General features: G+C 56.3%; 21 protein-coding genes. 12 read left to right on the top strand and 9 right to left on the bottom strand.

Annotated elements, in window-relative coordinates; translation table 11 throughout:
• Nucleotides 1–105 precede the first annotated feature (105 nt).
• From DW133_RS01985 to iscX, 8 genes are all read left to right on the top strand, one after another.
• Entirely contained in the window at nucleotides 106–579 is a 474-nt protein-coding gene (locus DW133_RS01985; protein WP_118274743.1) for an Rrf2 family transcriptional regulator, read from the top strand.
• Between the two features lie 96 nt (nucleotides 580–675).
• Nucleotides 676–1890: an IscS subfamily cysteine desulfurase gene (locus DW133_RS01980; protein ID WP_118274741.1), complete on the top strand. Its 1215-nt coding sequence runs from the start codon at nucleotides 676–678 to the stop codon at nucleotides 1888–1890.
• A 41-nt stretch (nucleotides 1891–1931) separates the two neighbouring features.
• A complete protein-coding gene (iscU, locus tag DW133_RS01975) occupies nucleotides 1932–2315 on the top strand; it encodes a Fe-S cluster assembly scaffold IscU (RefSeq protein ID WP_118274739.1) in 384 nt (127 codons plus the stop codon).
• A 35-nt stretch (nucleotides 2316–2350) separates the two neighbouring features.
• Nucleotides 2351–2674, top strand: coding sequence for an iron-sulfur cluster assembly protein IscA (iscA, locus tag DW133_RS01970; protein WP_118274737.1), 324 nt, complete (start codon nucleotides 2351–2353; stop codon nucleotides 2672–2674).
• A gap of 9 nt (nucleotides 2675–2683) precedes the next feature.
• A complete protein-coding gene (gene hscB, locus DW133_RS01965) occupies nucleotides 2684–3202 on the top strand; it encodes a Fe-S protein assembly co-chaperone HscB (protein WP_118274735.1) in 519 nt (172 codons plus the stop codon).
• Between the two features lie 16 nt (nucleotides 3203–3218).
• Nucleotides 3219–5102, top strand: a complete 1884-nt coding sequence (hscA, locus tag DW133_RS01960; protein WP_118275176.1) for a Fe-S protein assembly chaperone HscA — start codon at nucleotides 3219–3221, stop codon at nucleotides 5100–5102.
• 21 nt (nucleotides 5103–5123) lie between these two features.
• Nucleotides 5124–5459: an ISC system 2Fe-2S type ferredoxin gene (fdx, locus tag DW133_RS01955; protein WP_118274733.1), complete on the top strand. Its 336-nt coding sequence runs from the start codon at nucleotides 5124–5126 to the stop codon at nucleotides 5457–5459.
• 3 nt (nucleotides 5460–5462) lie between these two features.
• On the top strand, nucleotides 5463–5660 hold the full coding sequence (iscX, locus tag DW133_RS01950) for a Fe-S cluster assembly protein IscX (protein ID WP_118274731.1): 198 nt from the start codon (nucleotides 5463–5465) through the stop codon (nucleotides 5658–5660).
• A gap of 35 nt (nucleotides 5661–5695) precedes the next feature.
• Here the strand turns inward: iscX and DW133_RS01945 are convergent, their stop codons facing one another.
• The 5 genes from DW133_RS01945 to prfB form a co-directional block, all read right to left on the bottom strand.
• Nucleotides 5696–6652, bottom strand: coding sequence for a serine hydrolase (locus DW133_RS01945; protein WP_233542080.1), 957 nt, complete (start codon nucleotides 6650–6652; stop codon nucleotides 5696–5698).
• A 234-nt stretch (nucleotides 6653–6886) separates the two neighbouring features.
• Entirely contained in the window at nucleotides 6887–7678 is a 792-nt protein-coding gene (xth, locus tag DW133_RS01935) for an exodeoxyribonuclease III (RefSeq protein ID WP_118274725.1), read from the bottom strand.
• Between the two features lie 12 nt (nucleotides 7679–7690).
• Nucleotides 7691–8500 carry an NUDIX domain-containing protein gene (locus tag DW133_RS01930; RefSeq protein WP_118274723.1) on the bottom strand — a complete coding sequence of 270 codons (810 nt, stop codon included), beginning with the start codon at nucleotides 8498–8500 and terminating at the stop codon, nucleotides 7691–7693.
• A 107-nt stretch (nucleotides 8501–8607) separates the two neighbouring features.
• Nucleotides 8608–10134 (bottom strand): lysine--tRNA ligase, encoded by a 1527-nt coding sequence (lysS, locus tag DW133_RS01925; RefSeq protein ID WP_118274721.1) that lies wholly within the window; start codon nucleotides 10132–10134, stop codon nucleotides 8608–8610.
• A 23-nt stretch (nucleotides 10135–10157) separates the two neighbouring features.
• Nucleotides 10158–11262 (bottom strand): peptide chain release factor 2 gene (prfB, locus tag DW133_RS01920; protein ID WP_118275174.1). Its coding sequence is split into 2 segments (ribosomal slippage): nucleotides 10158–11180 and nucleotides 11182–11262, totalling 1104 coding nucleotides; the frame shifts between segments, so codons are not numbered across the junction.
• 361 nt (nucleotides 11263–11623) lie between these two features.
• On the opposite strand from prfB, the gene exbB reads away from it, so the two are divergent.
• The 4 genes from exbB (at nucleotide 11624) to DW133_RS01900 (ending at nucleotide 14614) form a co-directional block, all read left to right on the top strand.
• Nucleotides 11624–12049, top strand: coding sequence for a TonB-system energizer ExbB (gene exbB, locus DW133_RS01915; protein WP_118274719.1), 426 nt, complete (start codon nucleotides 11624–11626; stop codon nucleotides 12047–12049).
• Nucleotides 12046–12438, top strand: a complete 393-nt coding sequence (gene exbD / locus DW133_RS01910; RefSeq protein WP_118274717.1) for a TonB system transport protein ExbD — start codon at nucleotides 12046–12048, stop codon at nucleotides 12436–12438. Before exbB ends, exbD begins: the two co-directional genes overlap by 4 nt.
• Nucleotides 12398–13210 carry an energy transducer TonB gene (locus tag DW133_RS01905; protein ID WP_158571089.1) on the top strand — a complete coding sequence of 271 codons (813 nt, stop codon included), beginning with the start codon at nucleotides 12398–12400 and terminating at the stop codon, nucleotides 13208–13210. Before exbD ends, DW133_RS01905 begins: the two co-directional genes overlap by 41 nt.
• Nucleotides 13211–13342: 132 nt before the next feature.
• Nucleotides 13343–14614, top strand: coding sequence for an ATP-binding protein (locus DW133_RS01900; protein ID WP_118274713.1), 1272 nt, complete (start codon nucleotides 13343–13345; stop codon nucleotides 14612–14614).
• A 53-nt stretch (nucleotides 14615–14667) separates the two neighbouring features.
• On the opposite strand, the gene recJ is transcribed toward DW133_RS01900, so the two are convergent.
• The 4 genes from recJ to DW133_RS01885 all read right to left on the bottom strand — a co-directional run bounded on the left by recJ (nucleotide 14668) and on the right by DW133_RS01885 (nucleotide 20738).
• Nucleotides 14668–16365 (bottom strand): single-stranded-DNA-specific exonuclease RecJ, encoded by a 1698-nt coding sequence (recJ, locus tag DW133_RS01895; RefSeq protein ID WP_233542079.1) that lies wholly within the window; start codon nucleotides 16363–16365, stop codon nucleotides 14668–14670.
• Nucleotides 16362–17399: a hypothetical protein gene (locus tag DW133_RS10155; RefSeq protein WP_233542078.1), complete on the bottom strand. Its 1038-nt coding sequence runs from the start codon at nucleotides 17397–17399 to the stop codon at nucleotides 16362–16364. The genes recJ and DW133_RS10155 overlap by 4 nt, the downstream gene beginning before the upstream one ends.
• A 247-nt stretch (nucleotides 17400–17646) precedes the next feature.
• Nucleotides 17647–18303 carry a response regulator transcription factor gene (locus DW133_RS01890; RefSeq protein WP_118274709.1) on the bottom strand — a complete coding sequence of 219 codons (657 nt, stop codon included), beginning with the start codon at nucleotides 18301–18303 and terminating at the stop codon, nucleotides 17647–17649.
• A 59-nt stretch (nucleotides 18304–18362) separates the two neighbouring features.
• Nucleotides 18363–20738 carry a PAS domain-containing sensor histidine kinase gene (locus DW133_RS01885; RefSeq protein ID WP_158571088.1) on the bottom strand — a complete coding sequence of 792 codons (2376 nt, stop codon included), beginning with the start codon at nucleotides 20736–20738 and terminating at the stop codon, nucleotides 18363–18365.
• Nucleotides 20739–20842 lie beyond the last annotated feature (104 nt).

Raw genomic sequence — 20842 nt, 5'->3', positions numbered from 1 at the left:
TTTTTCATTAATATTCTTGACTCGCAAACTAGGTTATTAGAGAAGAGCGCTAGAGATCGGCCTTTGGGGCCGGTTGGGCAATCCACTTCGTCGGAAGGCAAGACTGTGAAACTCACCACGCGAGGCCGCTTTGCGGTCACCAGCATGATTGACCTTTCGCTGCACAGCGAAAACGGCCCGGTGCGGTTGGCTGACATCGCCAAACGGCAGAAGATTTCGCTTCCTTATTTGGAGCAGATCTTTGGGAAGCTACGTCGTGCCGAGCTTGTCAAAAGCGTGCGCGGTCCCGGCGGCGGTTATCGTCTCGGGCGCGACGCCTCAGAAATCAGCGCCGGCGAAATTGTCGAAGCCGTCGAGGGCATCATGGACATGTCCCAGTGCCAGGGCGGTGCGGCATGCCGCGGAGGTGCACAGTGTTTGGCTCACGGACTGTGGGCGGACCTGAACGCCAAGATGGCCGAATTTCTCAATGCCCAGTCGCTGCAGTCCATCAAGGAGAAAAGTTTGAAGGAGCACGCTCATCACGGCGAAGTGCGCGAACAGCCGATCATTGTGCACATCACCGAACCGAAGAGCTGAACAAAAGGACTGCCGCACGAAACAAATTAAAAATGCGCGCGCTCTCGGGCTGTTTGAGTCGAGAGCGGGCGCCAACAACAGTAAAGAGACGCAAAAATGCAGCATCACGTTGTTTATCTTGACTACTCGGCCACCACGCCTGTCGATCCCCGCGTGGCCGAAAAGATGATCCCCTACCTGTGCGAAAAGTTCGGTAATCCCGCAAGCCGCTCGCACGCTTATGGTTGGGAAGCCGAAAAGGCGGTGGAGGAAGCCCGCGGCCACATCGCGGCCTACATTAACGCCGATCCCCGCGAAATCGTGTTCACGTCGGGCGCAACCGAATCCGACAACCTCGCCATTAAGGGCGCGGCGCATTTCTATCGCGACAAGGGCAAGCACCTCATCACGGTCAAGACGGAACACAAGGCTGTTTTGGACAGCATGCGCCATCTTGAAACCGAAGGGTATGAAGTCACCTACCTCGATGTGCAGGAAAATGGCCTCATCGACCTCGAAGACCTCAAGGCAGCCATCCGCCCGGATACGACGCTCGTGTCCGTGATGGCCGTCAATAACGAAATCGGCGTTGTGCAGGACATCGAAGCCATCGGCAATATTTGCCGCGAACGCGGCGTGCTCTTTCACTGCGACGCAACGCAGGCGCCGGGCAAGCTCATCATCGACACGCAAAAGCTCAAGATCGATTTGATGAGCCTGTCGTCGCACAAGGTCTACGGCCCCAAGGGCATCGGCGCTCTCTACGTTCGCCGCAAGCCGCGCGTGCGCATTGAGCCCCAGATTCACGGCGGCGGTCACGAACGCGGCATGCGCTCCGGCACGCTTGCAACACACCAGATCGTTGGCATGGGGGAGGCCTACCGACTGGCGCTTCTTGAAGCCGACAAGGATCGCGAACACGCCGAAAAGCTCTCCAAGCGTCTGCTTGACGGCATTTTGAAGAATATCCCTGATGTGTACGTCAACGGTGATCTCAAGCACCGTGTTCCGACGAATCTCAATATTTCTTTTGCCTACATTGAAGGCGAAAGCCTCATGATGGCGCTCAAGGACATCGCCGTGAGCTCCGGATCGGCTTGCACGTCGGCTTCGCTTGAGCCGAGCTACGTGTTGCGCGCCATCGGCCGCAACGACGAACTCGCGCACAGCTCGATTCGCTTCACGCTTGGCCGCTTTACGACCGAAGAGGATATTGATTTCACCGTGAAGCTTCTCACCGAAAAGGTCGCCAAGCTGCGCGAACTGTCGCCACTTTGGGAAATGCACAAGGAAGGCATCGATCTCGCCGAAGTGAAGTGGTCGGCTCACTGATTTGTCTCGAATTTTGAAAAGTTTGCATTGAGGACAGGAAAATGCCCTACAGCGAAAAATTGATGGATCACTACGAAAATCCGCGAAACGTCGGCACGCTCGACAAGAACGACGAATCGGTCGGCACCGGTATGGTGGGTGCTCCCGCCTGCGGCGACGTGATGCGTCTTCAGATCAAGGTCAACGACGAAGGTGTCATTGAGGACGCGAAGTTCAAGACCTACGGCTGCGGCTCGGCGATCGCTTCGAGCTCGCTCGTGTCCGAATGGGTCAAGGGCAAGACGCTTGAGGAAGCTGCCAAGATTTCCAATGCGGAAATTGCCGAAGAGCTCGCCCTGCCGCCGGTGAAGATTCATTGCTCGATTTTGGCCGAAGACGCCGTCAAGGCCGCCATCGACGACTACAAGGCCAAGCACGCCAAGTAAATCGAACACAACGCTTTATACGAGGACAAAACACAATGTCAGTCACTCTTACCGAGGCGGCGGCCCGCCACGTTTCCGCTTTTTTGACCAAGCGTGGCAAGGGCATCGGTTTGCGCCTTGGTGTCAAGACGAGCGGTTGCTCGGGTATGGCCTACAAGCTTGAGTTTGCCGATGTCGTCAACGAAGACGATCAGGTTTGGGAAAGTCACGGCGTAAAGGTCGTGGTAGATGCCAAGAGCCTGCCCTACATTGACGGTACCGAGCTTGACTACGTCAAGGAAGGTCTGCAGGAAGGCTTCAAGTACAACAATCCGCAGGAAAAAGAACGCTGCGGATGCGGCAAGTCTTTCCACGTCTAAGGCGTCGCAATGGCTCAAAACGCGTTTACGCTTTTGTCGCTGCCTGCTGTCTTTGCGCTTTCCGAAGACAAGGTGGAGGAAGCCTGGCGCCGGGCAATCGCTCTGGTGCATCCGGATAAGTTTGCCTCTCGCCCTGCCGCCGAACGGCGTGTGGCCGAGCAGTGGGCCGGTCGCATCAATGAAGCGCGCGACGCACTCATCGATCCGGTGTCTCGAGCAACGCTTCTGCTGCAAAACGCAGGTGTGGATGTCGGCCGAGAAACCGACACGCGCATGCCGGGCGATTTTTTGATGCAGCAGATGATGTGGCGCGAGGCACTCGAGGATGCCGACGGCGACACGGACAAGATCGAGCGTTTGACGACGGAAGTTCAAGCTTCCCGAGACGAACTCATTGCTCAGCTGACGCGATTGATTGACGTCGAGCACGACTTCGACGGCGCCCGCAGTCAAGTGCGCCGTCTGATGTTTATCGAAAAGCTTCTCAAAGAAATTCACCGCGCGGGAAGCACCGCTGCCGCGCTCTAAAAAGAACAACAAAATGCTGGGACTTCTGCAGATTGCCGAACCGGGCATGTCGGCTGCGCCTCACGAAGAGCGCTTTGCCGCCGGCATTGATCTGGGCACCACCAATTCTCTGGTCGCGCTTGTTTTAAACGGAACACCTGAAGTATTGCCCGACGAAGAAGGGCACTTCCTTTTGCCTTCCGTTGTGCGCTATTTGCCCGAAGAGGGCGTCGCCGTCGGCTGGGACGCTGTGCCGCATTTGGCGTCAGATCCCCTGAACACCATCAGCTCTGTCAAGCGTCTGATGGGGCGTGGCATGAAGGATGTGACGGGCAATGTGATCGTTCCGTATCACTTCGAAGACGCGCCCGGCATGGTGCGCATTCAGACTCGCCAGGGCGTCAAGAGCCCGGTGGAGGTCTCCGCGGAAATTCTGAAGGTCCTGCGCGAACGAGCCGAACATCGCGTCGGTGCGGAGCTCGTCGGCGCCGTGATCACGGTCCCTGCCTATTTTGATGACGCACAGCGCCAGGCGACGAAGGACGCCGCAAAACTGGCAGGCCTCAACGTACTCCGTCTTCTCAACGAACCTACGGCTGCGGCACTGGCATATGGTCTGGACAACGGAGCCGAAGGCAAGTATCTGGTCTACGACCTCGGTGGCGGTACGTTTGACGTTTCGCTTTTGAACCTTACCAAGGGTGTCTTTGAAGTGCTTGCTACGGGGGGCAATTCGGCGCTTGGTGGCGACGATTTCGACCATCGCCTGGTTTGCTGGGCCATTGAGAAGCTGGGGGCGGGACTGCATGCCGACATTCTCACGGCCTCGGACAAAAAGCGCCTGACGATTGCCGTCAAGGCCGCACGCGAAGCACTCACCGATGTGCAGGAAACTCGCGTGACGGTGGAACTTTCCGATGGCCGCAAGCTTGATGAAGTGCTTACTCGCTCCGAATTCGACGCCATGACGGCACATTTGGTGCAAAAGACGATTGACGCCGTCAAAAACGTGCTTTCTGACGCTCAGCTTTCCACCGACGACGTCAAGGGCGTGGTGCTCGTGGGCGGTTCGACCCGCATGCCGTGCGTGCGCGAGGCCGTTCGCGATTACTTCGGCCGCGAACCGTTCTGTGACATTGATCCCGACAAGGTCGTGGCGATCGGTGCTTCGATGCAGGCCAACAAGCTTGCGGGCAACACGTCCGAGGGTGACGACTGGCTGCTTCTTGACGTCACGCCGCTTTCGCTGGGGTTGGAAACCATGGGCGGCCTGGTTGAAAAGGTGATTCCGCGCAATACCGCCATTCCGACGGCGATGGCGCAGGACTTTACGACCTTCAAGGACGGTCAGACCGCAATGGCCATTCATGTGGTCCAGGGCGAACGCGAAGTGGTGGACAAGTGCCGCTCTTTGGCTAAGTTCGAGCTGCGTGGTATCCCGCCGATGGCCGCCGGTGCCGCACGCATTCGTGTGACGTTTCAGATCGATGCCGACGGACTTCTTTCCGTTTCCGCCCGCGAAATGACAACGGGTGTGGAAAGCTCGATTATGGTCAAGCCGAGCTACGGTCTGTCCGATGAGGATGTGATCCGTATGCTGCAGGAAGGCAATCGTGCGGCCGAAGAGGACATGCACGAGCGCGAACTGCGCGAACAGAAAGTCGAAGCGCTGCGCATCATCGAATCCACCAACTCGGCCTTGGCGGCCGACGCCGATCTTCTGTCTCAAGAAGAACGCAAGGTCGTCGACGATGCCTTGAGTCACCTCAACACGGTGCGTGAAGGAACGGATACCGAAGCGATCAAACAGGCTATTGATGCCGTTGCCAAGTCCACGGAAGAATTTGCCGCCCGACGCATGGACCGCTCGATTCGACTCGCTCTCGAAGGCAAGTCGGTTGACGACGTGCTCGGCCAGTAACGCAAACTCGGAAATAAGAAAATGCCGATTGTCACTATTTTGCCCAACGAAACGTTTTGTCCCGAAGGCGCCCGCATCGAAGTCAAGACCGGCGCCAAGCTTGCTCAGGCTTTGAACGCCGCCGGCATCAAGATTCCGCATGCCTGCGAATACAACTGCGCCTGCGCCACGTGCCACGTGATCGTCAAGGAAGGCTTCAATTCTTTGAACGAGCCCGACGATGACGAATACGATCAGCTCGACAACGCTTTCGGCAGCACGCCGCTGTCTCGTTTATCCTGCCAGACGGTGATGGGTACGGAAGACATTACGATAGAAATTCCGAAGAACAACCGAAATCTTGTTCATGAGGACTAGGCCATGACGCTCAAGTGGAAGGATGCGCAGCGCATCGCCGAAGAGCTCTACGACAACGAGCCCGATCTGGATCCCGTCACGCTGCGCTTGAGCGAATTGCGCGAGCGCGTGCTTGCTCTTCCCGACTTCGACGACGATCCGGAAAAGAGCAATGAACCGATTCTGGAGGCGATTCTCCAGGCCTGGCTCGACGAGCGCTAAAACCGAATGCGAGCGGCAGAGATGCCGCTCAATTCTTATCGGCTCTGCAAGTGGGCGTAGACAACCTCAATGGCCTGCTGCAGGATGGCGTCGCGCTTTTCCATCGGGGTTCCGGCAGGCGCTTTCAAATGCACGGCGGCATAGTAGCGAACACCTTTGTCCGTGACCAAAATCGCATGATTGGCGCGGGTCGCGCAGTATTCATCGGACCCTGCTCCGGAACGGTCGTAAAGCGTCCAGTTTTCGGGGAGGCGCGAACGGAACAGATTGCCGGCCATCTGATTGGATGCAAGGTCAGACAGCCATTGCTCACGAGCCGCCTGAGGCAATGTTGAGTCGAACCGCTGCCAATTGAGCGATGCATTGCTCGGTGTCGTTGTGTCGCGGTATTCATTTTTGCCGGACAGATTCAGATCCGGCTCCAGACGATCGCTGCGGGTGGTGTTGTCGCCCTTTTGCCGCAGCCACTCGGTCAATGCCTTCGGTCCGCCGGTATGCACAAAGATGAAGTTGGCGGCACGGTTGTCGCTCTGAGACAGAGCGGCGCGGCAGGCTTCCTTCAAAGTCACCTGCGTGTCGGGATCTACTTTTCCGTAGACGGGAGAATGCGGCACGATGGGCGTGGTTTTGATCGGAGCGTAGTGGTTTTCGAGTCCCAGTTCATAGACGCGCGCACATTCCAGAGCCTTGACGGTGCTGGTGAGAGGGAAACGCTCACGACTGCGCCACTCCAAAAGCACCTTGCCTTTTGCGTCACGAAGTGACACGCCGATGGCGGCATCGTACTTCTTTTCTAAAGCCACAATGGCCGCTTGAGACGCCTTGCTCGTCGGTGCGGTTTCGGTTGCGACAGTGCTGCAGCCGCTGATGACGACTGTACCGAGACAGAAGGCAATCAGGGGAGCTCCTAAGCTATGGAGTTTCTTGCCATGCGGCAAATTGTCTTGAGGATTGGTCGAAGACCAGAACAGCGCGTTTGAGTATGGGAGCATGTGTCGATTTTCCATAACGGCGGTCTCGGATTTGGGTGATGCCTTCGTCGAGAAGAGTTGGGATTTCGGATTGTGTTTTTGCAAACTTGATTTCGAAAACCCCAGTGTCGATCTTGAAGTGTGGAGAATGTTGATGTTCCCAGGGGAAGGGAGGGAAACGCTTGGGACATATCGTTTTTCGGCACAAAATGAGGCTGTTGACCATTGTATTCAAGGAATTCGCGCACTAAGAGCTTAATCAATGACGACGACCACCGGCGCATGATCGCTCGGTTTTTCCCATGCGCGCGGCACGGTATCGATCGTGACTTCCCCGATACGCTCGGCGATGTCGAAGGAGGCGAGAACGTGGTCAATGCGCAGGCCATGGTTCTTTTCAAAACCAGCCTGGCGATAATCCCACCAGCTGTAGGTTTCGGGCGCGTGCAGACCGAGCGACCAGGTGTCCACAAGACCGGCTTTGATCAGCCGTTCAAATGCCTCGCGTTCGGGTGGAGAAACCAGAAGATTGCCCTTCCAAGCCTCGGGATCCCAGACGTCGGCGTCGGTCGGCGCTACGTTGAAGTCGCCCGCAAGTACCAGAGGCGTCTTGGACTGCAGTTGCTCGCGCACCCAGGTCGTCAGTGCGCTCATCCAGTCGAGCTTGTAGAGGTAGCGGTTGCTGCCGAGTTCGGTGCCGTTGGGCACATAGACGCCCGCAAAACGCAATTTGGTACCGGAAACGTGTTTGATGTCGGCGGCGATCATGCGCTTTTGTTCGTCAGGATAGCCGGGGATGTTGTAGACCACGTCGGACACTGACCTGATCGTGTTCTTGCGCGTGACGAGCGCTACACCGTTGTAGGTTTTTTGTCCCAGAAAAACGGCGTCGAACCCTGCCGCCTGAAGTTCCGCAAGCGGAAAGAGCTCATCGACGGTTTTCGTTTCCTGCAGAACAACGGCGTCTATCCGGGCGAGATCCATCCACTTGATGAGATGCTCGAGGCGCACCTTAATGCTGTTGACGTTCCAAGTTGCGATTTTCACGGGACAAAATCCTCACAAGAGCGAATTGAGAAAAACGAGACCCGTATCAACGGGCGTTAGACCGCGCTCAATCATGACAAAGAGGTCATCTTTGGTGACGCATTGAATTTCTTCTACTTCACCGTCAACGTTGCGGGGAGTCACGGTGTCGTCGACGATTACGCGGCACACATAAGCGTCTTCGGCCATCCAGCCTTCAGGCACGGTACGACGTACTTTAAGACAAGTCCAACCGCTGTCAATCGTGTAGCCGCAGGTCAATCCTGCTTCTTCGGCAATTTCCCGCTCCACAGCCGTTTCTCGCGATTCGTTTGCGGAGATCATGCCGGCTGCAAGAGCATCCCACAGTCCCGGATCCACTTGCTTCGTTCGGCTTCGAAGACTCACGAATACGCGGCCGTCGCGTCGGGTACCCACGGCATAGACAGATGTCGTGAGCATGCCCAGAAAGCGAAAAAGACCTCGTTCGGCCAAAGCTATGCAATGACCTGAATCGAGATCGAATACGTTCAGGAGCTCATCGCGCCATTGCACGAAGTAACCGGCGTCGTGCAAGGGACGCGCCACGCGGGCAAAGGCTTCGGTTAATGCTTGGGGATCCGGCGTTTTGATTTTCGGAAAAACGACAAGTGAATCGCCCCGTAGCGCGAAATCGTCTGCAAAGCGCCCATCGTTCGTTAAGCGTTCGGCAACGGAGCGTTGCAACAGCCCGATACGGTTGCCCGGTGCCGTCAAGACGACAACGGTGTCGTCCGGTTCTTTTTCAAAAATGACGTTTTGAAGCTTAGCCTTGAGTTCGGCAATTTGCTGAGAGGTGGGCACGGGAAAATCCTTCTCGAAAGAAAACGGCAGACCACGGCAACAAAACCGGGTCTGCCGTCGGCAGTCACTGAAGGCGATTCTTCAAAAGAGTCGCCGGATGTTTTTCTTTAGCAGCCTTCCGGACGCATTGCAGGGAAGAGCAGCACTTCACGAATCGTGGAAGCGTTCGTGAGCAACATCACGAAACGGTCGATACCGATGCCGCAACCGGCCGTCGGGGGCAGACCGTATTCCAGAGCGCGGATGTAGTCGGCATCGTAGAACATGGCTTCGTCGTCGCCGTGGGCCTTGGCTTCGGCCTGAGCCATAAAGCGGCGGGCCTGATCTTCCGGATCGTTCAATTCGGAGAAGCCGTTGGCGGTTTCACGACCGAAGATGAAGAGCTCGAAACGTTCCGTCATCGTGGGATCGGTGTCGGAAGCGCGCGCAAGCGGGCTGATTTCCACCGGGTAGTCGACGATGAAGGTCGGCTGGATGAGCTTGCTTTCGGCGGTTTCTTCAAAGAGAGCCATTACGAGAGCGCCGATTCCGACGTCATCGCGCTGCGGAGCGCCGAGGCGAGCGAGTTCCTTACGCAGGAAAGCTTCATCCTTGAGGTTTTCTTCCGTGTACTGCGGAGCGTACTTGAGGATCGCCTGAACGGGGGTGAGCTGATCGAAGGGCTTGGAGAGATCAATTTCGGTGCCCTGATAGTTGATCACTTCGCTTCCGGTGGCTTCGCGGGCAACGTAGCGCAACAGGTTTTCCGTGAATTCGATCTGATCGCGGTACGTCCAGTAGGTGGCGTAGAACTCGATCGTCGTGAATTCGGGGTTGTGACGTGTGTCGATGCCTTCGTTGCGGAAGCAGCGGTTCAGCTCGAAGACGCGTTCAAAACCGCCCACCACAAGACGCTTGAGATAGAGTTCCGGCGCAATGCGCAGGTACTGATCGATATCGAGCGCGTTGTGATGCGTGATGAAGGGTTTGGCGTTGGCGCCGCCCGGAATCGGGTTGAGCATCGGCGTTTCGACTTCGACGAAGCGGTGCTCTTCCATGAAGCGGCGAACGGCGCTTACAGCCTTAAAGCGCGTAGCAAAACGCTTGCGGCTTTCTTCATTGATGATGAGGTCGGTATAGCGCTGGCGGCAGCAGGCTTCGACGTCGGTGAGGCCCTTGTGCTTGTCGGGAAGCGGGCGGATGGACTTCGTCATCAGGCGAAGCTTCTTGACGCGCACCGAGAGCTCGCCCTTGTTGGTGCGGAAAAGCGTGCCTTCGGCGGCAACGATGTCGCCCAAGTCGAGGCTCTTGAAAAGCGCGTAGGCTTCGTCGCCGACGTCTGCCGGCGTCACGAAATACTGCATTTCGCCCGTGAAGTCGCGCACGGTGGCAAAGGCTGCCTTGCCCATCACGCGCTTGAGCATCATGCGGCCGGAGACAGCCACTTCGATGGCGGCTTCATCGAGCTCTTCGCGCGACTTTTCTCCGTGTTCGGCGCGCAGATCCCCGAAGAGGTCCTTGCGCACGAAGTCGTTGGGGTAGGCGACGCCTTCTTCGCGCAGCTTGGCAAGCTTGGCGCGGCGCTCGGCGATGATGTGGTTTTCGTCGGTATCGGCAGCGGCTGCCGGCGTCTGCTTCTTTTCGTTTTCGCTCATTTTTTAATCCTTGTTGTGACGGGTCAGATGCCCATCTTGAGGCTTGCCTCAATGAATTGATCAAGGTCGCCGTCGAGCACGGCACCCGTGTTGCCGGTTTCGACGTTGGTGCGCAAATCTTTTACGCGGCTCTGGTCGAGCACGTAGCTGCGGATCTGGTGACCCCAGCCGATGTCGCTCTTGCTTTCCTCGAGCTTTTCCTGCTCGGCCATACGTTTGCGAAGTTCGAGCTCGTAGAGTTTGGCCTTCAACTGACGCATAGCCTGTTCACGGTTGTTGTGCTGGCTGCGGTCGTCCTGGCAGACCGTCACGACACCCGTGGGAATGTGCGTGATGCGCACGGCCGATTCGGTCTTCTGCACGTGCTGGCCGCCGGCGCCCGAAGCGCGGAAGACGTCCACGCGAAGATCGGCCGGATTGATCGTGATTTCGATCGAGTCGTCGATTTCCGGGTAGATGTACACAGAGGCAAACGACGTATGACGGCGAGCGTTGGCGTCAAAGGGGCTCTTGCGCACCAGACGGTGAATGCCCGTTTCGGTGCGAAGCGTGCCGTAGGCCCATTCGCCCTGAACGTAGATCGTGCAGCCTTTGATGCCTGCGACGTCGCCTTCGGTTTCTTCCGTGAGCTTCGCGGAGAATCCGGCGCGTTCGGCGTAGCGCAAGTACATACGCTCGAGCATGCTTGCCCAGTCCTGAGCTTCGGTGCCGCCGGCGCCGGCCTGGATTTCGATGTAGCAGTTTGCGCTGTCCTGAGGCTTGTTGAACATGCGCTTGAATTCAAGCTTTTCCACGTCGTGGCGGAAGGTTTCGACTTCCTCGGCCACGAGTTCGGCGCCGTCGAAATCTTCGTCGGCAATGGCCATGTTGAAAAGCTCCTTGGCGTCCGTGATGCCCGCGCTCAAGCGCTTGAAGCTCCCGACGAGGTCTTCAAGAAGTTTTTGTTCTTTGCTGATTTCCTGTGCGCGCTTGGGATCGTCCCAGAGCGCCGGGTTTTCAACCTCGCGGTTGACTTCTTCTAAGCGTCGTTCCTTGCGGTCGACGTCAAAGATACCCCCTAAGCTCAGCAAGACGGTGAGCAAGGTCGTCGCACAGATTGTTAATTTGATTGATGCGTTCGGCTTCCATTTTGAAGTCTGCGTTGTAAGGGCGCACAGAGCCCGCGGCCGGAAACCGTGCGGAAGACATCCGGTCGTCGGCAGGCGCCTCAGAGAAATTTGAAAACTCGCAATTTTACCTTGAGCGGCGCCGTCTTTCCAAGCTTTTTTCAGAAAAATCAAGGCTTCCGAAGCACAAGGCCGGCAGTGTGCCGCATAAGCTGTCAACCGACGGGAAGGAGATGCTTTAATTAAGAATGAGAATAGTTCTCATTTATTGAGATGATAGGTAAAATAAGGGCTCCAACGCATTCGGAGTTGGCCAATAACCTGTTTTTGGTTGCGAAGCGGTATCCGAAAGACCGTTCGCACCGCCGCACACGAGGCTGGATGTGGAATTTCTAAAAGACAGTGTCGATTACTTCGTTTTCGGAATCCTCGGTTTGATGGGGTTCATCACGGTGTGGCTTACGGCCGAGCGCCTGATTTTCCTGCGCACTCTCGATCCCAAAGAGTACGACACGCAGGACTCGTACGACAAGGCGCTCACCGACCATCTCACAACGCTCTACATCATTTATTCCAACGCACCCTATGTGGGGCTGCTCGGGACCGTGCTCGGCATCATGATCACGTTTTATGACATGGGCACGACCGGGAACATCAACGCGGGCGAGATCATGACCGGTCTGTCGCTTGCGCTCAAAGCGACAGCTCTGGGTTTGGCCGTGGCTATTCCTACGCTCATCGTCTACAACGGGCTGCAGCGCAAGATCAACGTTCTTTCAACACAATGGAAGGAAGCGCACGGCAAATGATCGAGATACCCAAAAAGGAGCCGCTCAACATCGTGCCCTTCATCGACATCATGTTGGTGCTGCTTGCGATGGTTTTGTCCATTTCGACCTTCATCGCCAAGGGAGAAATCAAGATCTCACTGCCTGCTTCCGAGGCAGGGGCGAAGGTAACGGCAAACGACAATTCCCGACTGGTGCAGGTTGATAACGCCGGAGTTCTCTATTGGGACGGCAAGAGCGTGACGGCGCAAGAACTTGACGAAGCCGTTAAGAATCTGTCTCGCCAGGAAAACGTGGTTCTTCGCATCGATAAGGATTCCAAGTTCGAGCATTTCATCACGGTGATTGATGTTTTTAAGAAATACCGCCATGAAAACTTCCGAATTGCGACAGAACACAAGGCAACATAAAGACAAAAAACGCCTGACAAGCTCGTTTTTCCTGACGTGCTTCATCTACCTGCCTGCGTTTGTGTTTGCTTGGAACTCCGTACCGGAGACAACGTTTAAGGCGGCGGGACAGGAGCAGACGGTTGCGCTTTCATTTGCGCAGATGAGCGGCGGAGGCGTATCGACACCGGAAGTAGCGGCTGCCGAATCGCTTCCGGAACCTGAACCGGAAGTACGAACAGAACCGAAGCCTAAGGAAATCGTCAATCCTCAACCCAAACCCGAGCCTGCGTTGAAAAAAGCGCAGCAAAAAAAGGTGGAGAAAAAGCCGCATACGCTGACGAAGTCGCAGCCCAAAAAGCAAGTGCGGAAGACTGTTCCGAAGACGGACAAACAGACCGAATCGAGTCAAGTGCAGCAAAGCTCTAAAGCATTGGCCCCGGCGCCGATTCAAACCGATCGAGGCGCTGCTACGGCTTCTGCGCAGGGCGGCATTGCCACGCTTGTCTTTGGTGAAAAAGACGATCCGTTTTTAGCCAAGGTCAAGCGCTGCATCGAATCGGAGTTGCGCTACACGCGTCGAGCTCGACAACTGCGTCTGGAGGGGACGGTGACGGTACAGTTTGTCGTGCGAAAAGACGGGTCGATGGATGCGTTTGAAATCCACACGAGCTCAGGCCAGGTGATGCTTGACAACATGGCCAAACGGGCCGTCGAGTCGGCTCAGGCACATTGGGGACAGCCGCAAAATGCAGTCCGCCTGCGTATCCCGCTTCGCTATGAGTTGAAGTAAACAACCCGCGGCTAAAGCCGCAGGTTTCCTCGCGGATTTCTATGAATTTTGGTCAACTGGTTAAATGAAAATCGGCCAAATAGTTAAGTAAAATTTGGCCAACTGGTTAAATGAAAATCGGCCAAATGGAAAATGAGCAAATTTAAATACAAAAAACGCATTGTCGACACGATGCTCAAACGTCGCCTCATGACAATGGGAGCGGTGCTGATTGAGGGACCCAAATTGTGCGGCAAATCAACCACGGCAATGCAGCAGGCTGCAAGTGTCCTCAACATGGAGCCAGGGCGAACACTCGAGCTCGCAAGGTTGGACCCAAAGCTCATTTTGCAGGGGGACACCCCTCGATTGATTGACGAGTGGCAGCTTGCTCCGAATCTCTGGGATGCAATTCGCCGAGAGGTGGATGCTCGAAACGGAGAAAAAGGTCAGTTCCTGCTGACGGGTTCGGCTGTGCCGGTGGATGTGGCTCTACTGAAACACAGTGGCACAGGTCGATTTGCCTGGCTCAAAATGCGGCCGATGACATTGGTCGAATCGGGAGAGTCGTCGGGAGCTGTCAGTCTGACAGCACTGTTTGCCGGAAAGCATGGAATCGGATGCGCAAGTAATGGTTCTTTGGAAGAAACGGCTTTTTGTGCTTGTCGCGGCGGCTGGCCGCCGGCCTTGCAGCTCGAACCCGAGTATGCGCTTGACAACGCTTTCAATTATGTGGAGGCAATCATCCATGCTGACATATCACGAGCCGACAACGTTAAGCGTAATAAAGAAACAACACGTCGCCTGTTACGAGCCTATGCCAGGCATCAGGGAGAGCAGATTTCAGCGCCTGAATTGGCAAAAGACATTGAAGGAGGCGAAGGAGGAGGCGTATCGGACAAAACGATCCTCGGCTATTTGAACGCTCTAAAGAAGATTTTTGTCATCGAAGATTTGCCTGCATGGAATCCGAATCTGCGTTCCAAAACAGCCATTCGAACCTCCGATACCCGCTACTTTTCTGATCCTTCCATCGCCGCAGGCGCGTTGGGCATCGGACCGCAGGATTTGCTGTTGGCGCCGGAAACGTTCGGATTTGTGTTTGAAACGCTTTGCGTGCGTGATCTACGGGTGTACGCCGAGGCTCTGGACGGTAACCTATATCACTACCGAGATAAAAGCGGTCTCGAATGCGATGCAGTGATCCATCGTCGTAACGGCACCTATGGCCTCATAGAAATTAAGCTCGGAAGCGAACAAGGCATTGCAGACGGTGTCAGGACCTTGAAAGCGTTGGCAGATAAGCTGGATACCACAAAGATGCAAAAGCCGTCATTTTTGATGGTTTTGACGGCGTTGGGAGATTTTGCTTATCGACGTGACGACGGTGTCCTTGTTGTCCCCATTGCGAGTTTGGGACCGTAGCCGAACACCTTACCGGAACGTAAAAAAGTGAACGCTCCGGCAAGGATGAGAACCTAGCCTTCCACTGCTTCGATCACAAGCTGAATGGAGCGCCGCCCTAGGTATTCGTTGATCTCGGGGCGGTAAGCGAGCTTGACATGTGAGGCAAGCGGTTCGTTGCGCCGAAAGAAGATGCCTTCAAAGCGGTTGCCGGCCATGTCAAGCACAAGCTTTAAGTGCGTTTCTTTTAGGACGCGCTGCGAAAGAATGGTGAAGTCGTTGGCAAACACCGGACGCTCGAAACCTTGTCCCCAGATGCGGCCTGAAAGGGCATTAACGAGTCCGAACGTGATTTCCTCGGGAGCGAGTGCACCGTCCGTGTAGATGACGCGATCAAACGTCTCCGGACACACGGACTCTGAAACGGCCTTTTCGAAAAGTTCAATGAAGACGTCAAGGTTGTCACGTTTAATGGTGAGGCCCGCTGCCATGGCGTGACCGCCGAAACGCTCGATGATGTCCGGGCGCATCTTGCTCACATGATCCAAAGCGTCGCGCAGGTGAATGCCTTCGATCGAACGGCCGGAACCCTTTAGTAAACCTTCTTCATCGTCCGGCGCAAAGGCGATGACGGGACGATTGATTTTTTCCTTGACGCGGCTGGCGACCAGACCGACTACGCCCTGGTGCCAATCAGGCTCAAAAAGCGTGACTGTGGCGCGGTGCTCCCAGTCCATGTGGCTTACCAAAGCGTTGGCATCAAGCTGCATGGTGTCCTCCAGCTCGCGGCGTTCGCGGTTGAGCGAATCGAGCTCTTGCGCCAGTTCCTGTGCCGTGACAGGGTCGTCCGTGAGGAGACATTCGATGCCGATGCCCATTTCGGTGAGTCGCCCTGCGGCGTTGATGCGCGGAGCAATACCGAAGGCGAAGTCGCGCGCCGTAGCATTGGCCGGATCACGCCCGGTGACTTCAAAAAGCGCGTTGATGCCGGGGCAGGCCTGACCGCGCCGCACACGATTGAGACCTTGTGCGACCAAGACGCGGTTGTTGTGGTCAAGTTGCACGACATCGGCGACGGTTCCGAGAGCAACCAGATCGCTCAATTTGTCCAGACGAGGCTGTGACGCACGATCGAACAAGCCGCGGTTTCTTAGCTCAGTGCGAAGCGCCATGAGAACATAAAACATCACGCCGCAGCCGGCGAGGGCCTTGCTTGGGAAATCGCATCCGTTGACATTGGGATTGACGATACAGGCGGCTTTGGGCAGGAGATCACCCGGCAGGTGATGATCGGTGATGACGACGTCGATGCCAAGCTCAGTGGCGCGTGCCACGCCCTCGACGCTGGCAATGCCGTTGTCGACGGTGATGATGATGTCGGGGTGGTGTGCTTGAGCGGCTGCATCCACGATGGCGGGCGTCAAACCGTAGCCGAGCTTGAAACGATCGGGCACGATGAATTGAGCCTGACAGCCCATCATGGCAAGACCTCGGACGGCGATCGCGCAGGCTGTGGCGCCGTCGCAGTCGTAGTCGGCAACAACCGTGATGCGCTTGTGGCTTTGAATGGCGTCAGCCAGAAACTCGGCGGCTTGCTGCGTACCCCGCAGCGAGGCAGGAGGCAAAAGTGCGGTCCAGTCTTCGAGCAGATCGTCGGAAGACTTCACGCCGCGCGCCGAAAGCGCGCGTGCGATCGGGCGAAGAATGCCCGCGTGTTCAAGCTTCTCGCTGACGACTTTGTCGTAGGGACGCAAACAAAAGCGGGTATTCACGAAGCATTCTCCAGAAAGAGGATCGAAGCGGGATTCATGTCCGAACCGGTAAGGCGCGCCAAAAGCGAGCGAGCAGACGAAAGACGCTTGGGACACGATACGGTAAAGCCGTCGCCCGTACCAACGATGAGCGCGGCGTCGCATCCCTTCTTTTTGGAGGCGGCACTCAGCACATCAATGCGTTCGCAGACTTCGGGAATGCGCGCTTCCCAGGTTTGCCAATCTTGCTTGAGCCAAGGTTCGTAAAGGTTTTCGATGAGCGCGATACATTCGCCCTGCGGAGCGTCTTCGAGCCACGATTCGGCTCCCGTAACATGGCCGATGCGCTGCAAAAGGATGCCTGCGGCTAACGCCCAGCCTTTGACAGCTTCGTTGTCGGTGAGCACCGAGCGGATCTTGGTGGGCGGATAGACGTAGTCAAACGCGCCGCCTCCGCCGCAAAGCCACACCGTCTCAGCGGGACTGCCCACGGCGGCAAGCGCCGTTTCACAGGCACCAAGCAGTTTGATCAACTCGCTTTTTTCCGCCCCTTCAATCCAAGTTTCGGGATTGGCGTCTTGCGTTTGAACCACGTCAAAAGGAGCGGCGGCAGCCACGAGCTTTTTCTTGCGGGTCAGATACAGGTGCGGATCCCAACGTTGCAGCACAAAGCCCATGTCAAGCAACACAGGCGTTAGCGCCGCACAGGCGGCCTCCATGTCGTCGTGAGACAGATTTGCCGGGGCAAGTGAACCGTCCTTGCGTCGGTTGCTAAGCGTCAGGGACCAGATGTCGCCCGAGAGCATCGGACCGTTTTGGACGGCCCAGGCATAAGGCGCGGAGGTAAAGGGAAGGGCGCGACGTGTCAAAACCGACCACATCCAGGACAGGTGCACGCTTTTGGCAAAGACGGAGGATCCGAGCGGCTGCAGGACGGGGTCGTCCGACAAGCGGCCTATGGTTTTGCGCAGGCGATCGATTGTTGCGCCGGAAATTATGTCTTTTGCTGCGGGTCCGGGAATCAATCCGGGGACTAAAAAGTAGACCTGTGCCATTGTGTGTTGCGCTCGCAGACTTCCGTGTGTTTCTCGAAAAAAATCAGCGCTTCACAGATGGATAAACAAACGCCTGCAAGCGGTGAAAACCGTGGGTTGCAGGCGCAGTCAGTTTCTGAAGCGCGTTTCGTAAGTGAGCTTCATTTTAGCAATCCGAAGGAGGATTTCGAGTTTGTCGGAGAGACGCAAAAACGGCGCAACCGTTTGGAGCTGCGCCGTTTGCTTGTGTTGTCGATTACGCTGGAAATCAGTAGTCCTGTCTGGTTTCCGTCTGTGCACCGAGCACCACGCGCATCAGGTCGGCCACGGTGCCGGAATTGGTCTTGTCCATGATCGAAGCGCGGTGTGCTTCCACGGTCTTGATCGAGATGCCGAGGTCATCGGCGATCTGTTTATTGAGTCGACCGGCGGTGATGCGCTCAAGCACTTGCTGTTCGCGTGTGGTGAGCTTGCGCAGCAATGCCGTGTTGAGGTTCTTCTGCTCGGTAGCACGACGGCGATCATGCGCCTCCTTGAGCATGCGTTCGACGAGCTGCTTTAATGCGGCCGGATCAAAGGGCTTTTCGATGAAATCCACGGCACCCTTTTTGAGCGCGTTGACAGCCATCGGAACGTCGCCGTGACCGGTGATGAAGATAATCGGAATATCGGCTCGACGTGCCAGGAGGTGTTCCTGCACTTCCAGGCCGCTCATGCCGCTCATGCGGACGTCAAGCAGCAACACGGCGATTTCGCGCGGATCGTACTTTGCGATGAAGCTCTCGCCGCTGTCGTAGAGTTCGACGCGATAGTCGCTTGCTTCCAACAACCAACGGATGGAGTCTCGTACCGCCTCATCGTCATCAACGACGTAAACGGTTCCCAGGGTTTTGACGGCATCGGATTGATAGGGGGAGTAGGCCATATGCTTCTTTTACTTCTGTTTCTGATGTCGGGGACTGCAACAATAGCTGCAGTCATATGCTATTGCGAATTGGAATCGGTTGCCGTACCTGAATCTCCGCTCTGTTGCGCAGTCTCGGCAGGGGCGAAGGTGGAATTCGGCAAAAGCACTCTGAAGATTGTACCGCCGCCCGCGTTTTCAGAGATGACTATTCTTCCGCGATGACTTTCCACTACGGATCGGCAGATGTTGAGACCGATACCCATGCCGGTCACCTTGGTCGTGAAAAATGGCGTAAAGACTTTATCGGGTTCGACCGGCATGCCGCAGCCGTGATCGGCCACTTCGAAGATGGTTTGCGTGTCGGTCGCCGTCACCGTGAATTCCACTGTCTCGGAATCCGTCTCCTGGCTGGCCTCCATCGCGTTTTTGAGAAGATTGAGCAAAACCTGCTCGATCATCACGGCGTCGCACACAAGTTCGTGACCGGGACACAGGACGCAAACCTTGATTTTCATGCCGAAGCGCTTGGCCTGAATCAAGGCAAGTTCCATGGTGGCCGCAACGATTTTGTCGACCGTTACGGTCGTGATGTTGGCTTCACCCCCTTTGGCTTTGGCAAAGCTTCGGATGCGGCGGATGATGTAGGCGGCGCGCTGCGTTTGGTTGATGATCTTGGTAAGCGCCTCGGCAACGCGGTCTTCGCTCGTGCGGCCCTTTTGCATCATGGTCAGTGTCGCGGAGGCGTAGTTCTGCACCGCAGCCAAAGGCTGGTTGAGTTCGTGGGCGAGAGAACTTGCCATTTCGCCCATGGTGATGAGGTGAGACGCGCTTTCGGCGGCCTTGGCCTGTACCTGCATCAGGTTTTCGACTTCCTTTCGGTCGGTGATATCCGTGACGGCGAGCATTTCCGAAGCGCCTTTGCCCGGCCAGGGCAGCACGCTGCGTGTCACCGACAGCCAACGACCGTTTTTCTTGTCATGAATTTCGGCCGTATGGCCGACGGCGGAAGCCTGATTGAAGAGATCTCGGATGCGCACGTGTCCTTCGACACTCTGCCCCCAGTATTTGCAGTAGAGCGCGTTGGCGTACAACAGTTCGTTGTTGTTTTCTTCCAGATGAACGACGCTTACGGCTGCATTCATGGATTCGATCATCATCACGGTGCGTTCGTGCTCGGTGGCTAAAGCCAGACGAGCGCGGCGCTGTTCGGTAACGTCTCTTACCGCAACAAGCCACCCCATGGATTTGGTCCTGCCCTGAATGGGTTTTAATGGCGTCACTGAAATATGGCAGTCGAATTCGGTGCCGTCTCGGCGGCGAGCCGTATATTCGAGTTCAACGACTTTGCCCTCGTGAAAGCGCTGCGGATCGACTACATCCACCGATATGCCGATGGCTTCGCGTACCGACAGTCCCACGGGACTTTCTTCCTTGTAGCCGAATAGCTTGTCAAAGGCCGTGTTGGAAAAGAGCACGCGCGAGGTGAGCCCTACAACAAGCAGGCCATCCGTAATCGAGTCATTGAAAGTTTTTTGAATGGCCACTCGGGCGCGAAGTTCCGTTTCCGAGCGCATCTGACGGATCTGATAGCGCAAGAGCAGCGTGAGTGTAAACAGGAGTCCGAGTGCGAGAACGATGATGGTTTTGGCGGGAGTCGAATCCACCAGTAAGGTTTTGGGCGCTGTATTGGTGGTGATAAAGGAGACGTTGTAGGGTAAAGGCGAGAGCTGCGTTTCGACCGAGACACTGCCTTCGGGAATCGGCGCATAGAGGCTCGGCGGGAAACTGCTGCCGTCGACCAGAATGTCCAGTCGGTAAGCGGTGTGCAGATTGGCTTCGCCGACGAGATCCCTCAGCAGACGGGTAAGCGAGAGCGAAGCGATGACGCTTTCTCCGGTTGAAATCGGAATCACCAGGTCAGCATAGGTCGTCATGCGGTGCTGTCGAACGTACGGTTCGGAGAAGACCGGATGCTCGCTCATGATTGAGAAGGCAATGGCGTCCTGAGTGGCGCGCTGATCGGCAATGCTGGTGCCTACGGCGCGCGGCGTCATTTCGGAGTAGAGGTGACCTCGGCAGGCGGCACGAACGGAACCGTCGGGTTGTGCGAGGACCACTTCCCGGAGAGCCGGATGCAGCGCAAAGACAACGGCAAACACTTCGCAGTCTTCTGTTTGATAGAAGCGTTTGGCGGGTGCATCCAGGCTGTGAGCAAGCGCGAGCGTGCGTTCTTCAAACTGACGTGCGATCGACTGGTTGACCGCAGTCTGGGCGGAAGCTTCAAGCTTGCGGCTTTCGTCGTCGATAAACCAAAGACTCGTCGTGCACAAGATCAGAATGAAGACGATGGCCGCGACCGTCACATACAGGCCGAAGCGATTGACGCGCAGACTATCGGCGCTGATGAGTTCAAGCAGTTTGTCGTCGACTTTGATTTTGCTGGTCTTGAGCATGGACGAAGAAAAGCTGTCAACAAATTGGACGTGCCGGTTGCTTTCGGCTGCCGCAGGCTCCCATTGTAAAAGACCTAGGCTCGAGGACGGTAAAATGGCGGCAT

Source organism: Sutterella sp. AM11-39, assembly GCF_003472385.1.
Lineage (GTDB): Bacteria > Pseudomonadota > Gammaproteobacteria > Burkholderiales > Burkholderiaceae_F > Duodenibacillus > Duodenibacillus intestinigallinarum.
Note: the sequence above shows the minus strand (reverse complement) of the source record. Positions and strands in the feature narration are given on the sequence as shown.

What these genes read in the sequence shown, in the direction of transcription:
- hscB (WP_118274735.1), top strand. Translation starts at nt 2,684, where the DNA reads ATGGCTCAAAACGCGTTTACGCTTTTGTCGCTGCCTGCTGTCTTTGCG.
- DW133_RS01905 (WP_158571089.1), top strand. Translation starts at nt 12,398, where the DNA reads ATGAAAACTTCCGAATTGCGACAGAACACAAGGCAACATAAAGACAAA.
- lysS (WP_118274721.1), bottom strand. Translation starts at nt 10,134, where the DNA reads ATGAGCGAAAACGAAAAGAAGCAGACGCCGGCAGCCGCTGCCGATACC.
- DW133_RS01890 (WP_118274709.1), bottom strand. Translation starts at nt 18,303, where the DNA reads ATGGCCTACTCCCCCTATCAATCCGATGCCGTCAAAACCCTGGGAACC.
- DW133_RS01885 (WP_158571088.1), bottom strand. Translation starts at nt 20,738, where the DNA reads ATGCTCAAGACCAGCAAAATCAAAGTCGACGACAAACTGCTTGAACTC.
- DW133_RS01980 (WP_118274741.1), top strand. Translation starts at nt 676, where the DNA reads ATGCAGCATCACGTTGTTTATCTTGACTACTCGGCCACCACGCCTGTC.
- exbD (WP_118274717.1), top strand. Translation starts at nt 12,046, where the DNA reads ATGATCGAGATACCCAAAAAGGAGCCGCTCAACATCGTGCCCTTCATC.
- DW133_RS01945 (WP_233542080.1), bottom strand. Translation starts at nt 6,652, where the DNA reads ATGCTCCCATACTCAAACGCGCTGTTCTGGTCTTCGACCAATCCTCAA.
- fdx (WP_118274733.1), top strand. Translation starts at nt 5,124, where the DNA reads ATGCCGATTGTCACTATTTTGCCCAACGAAACGTTTTGTCCCGAAGGC.
- iscX (WP_118274731.1), top strand. Translation starts at nt 5,463, where the DNA reads ATGACGCTCAAGTGGAAGGATGCGCAGCGCATCGCCGAAGAGCTCTAC.
- DW133_RS10155 (WP_233542078.1), bottom strand. Translation starts at nt 17,399, where the DNA reads ATGGCACAGGTCTACTTTTTAGTCCCCGGATTGATTCCCGGACCCGCA.
- DW133_RS01900 (WP_118274713.1), top strand. Translation starts at nt 13,343, where the DNA reads ATGAGCAAATTTAAATACAAAAAACGCATTGTCGACACGATGCTCAAA.
- iscA (WP_118274737.1), top strand. Translation starts at nt 2,351, where the DNA reads ATGTCAGTCACTCTTACCGAGGCGGCGGCCCGCCACGTTTCCGCTTTT.
- iscU (WP_118274739.1), top strand. Translation starts at nt 1,932, where the DNA reads ATGCCCTACAGCGAAAAATTGATGGATCACTACGAAAATCCGCGAAAC.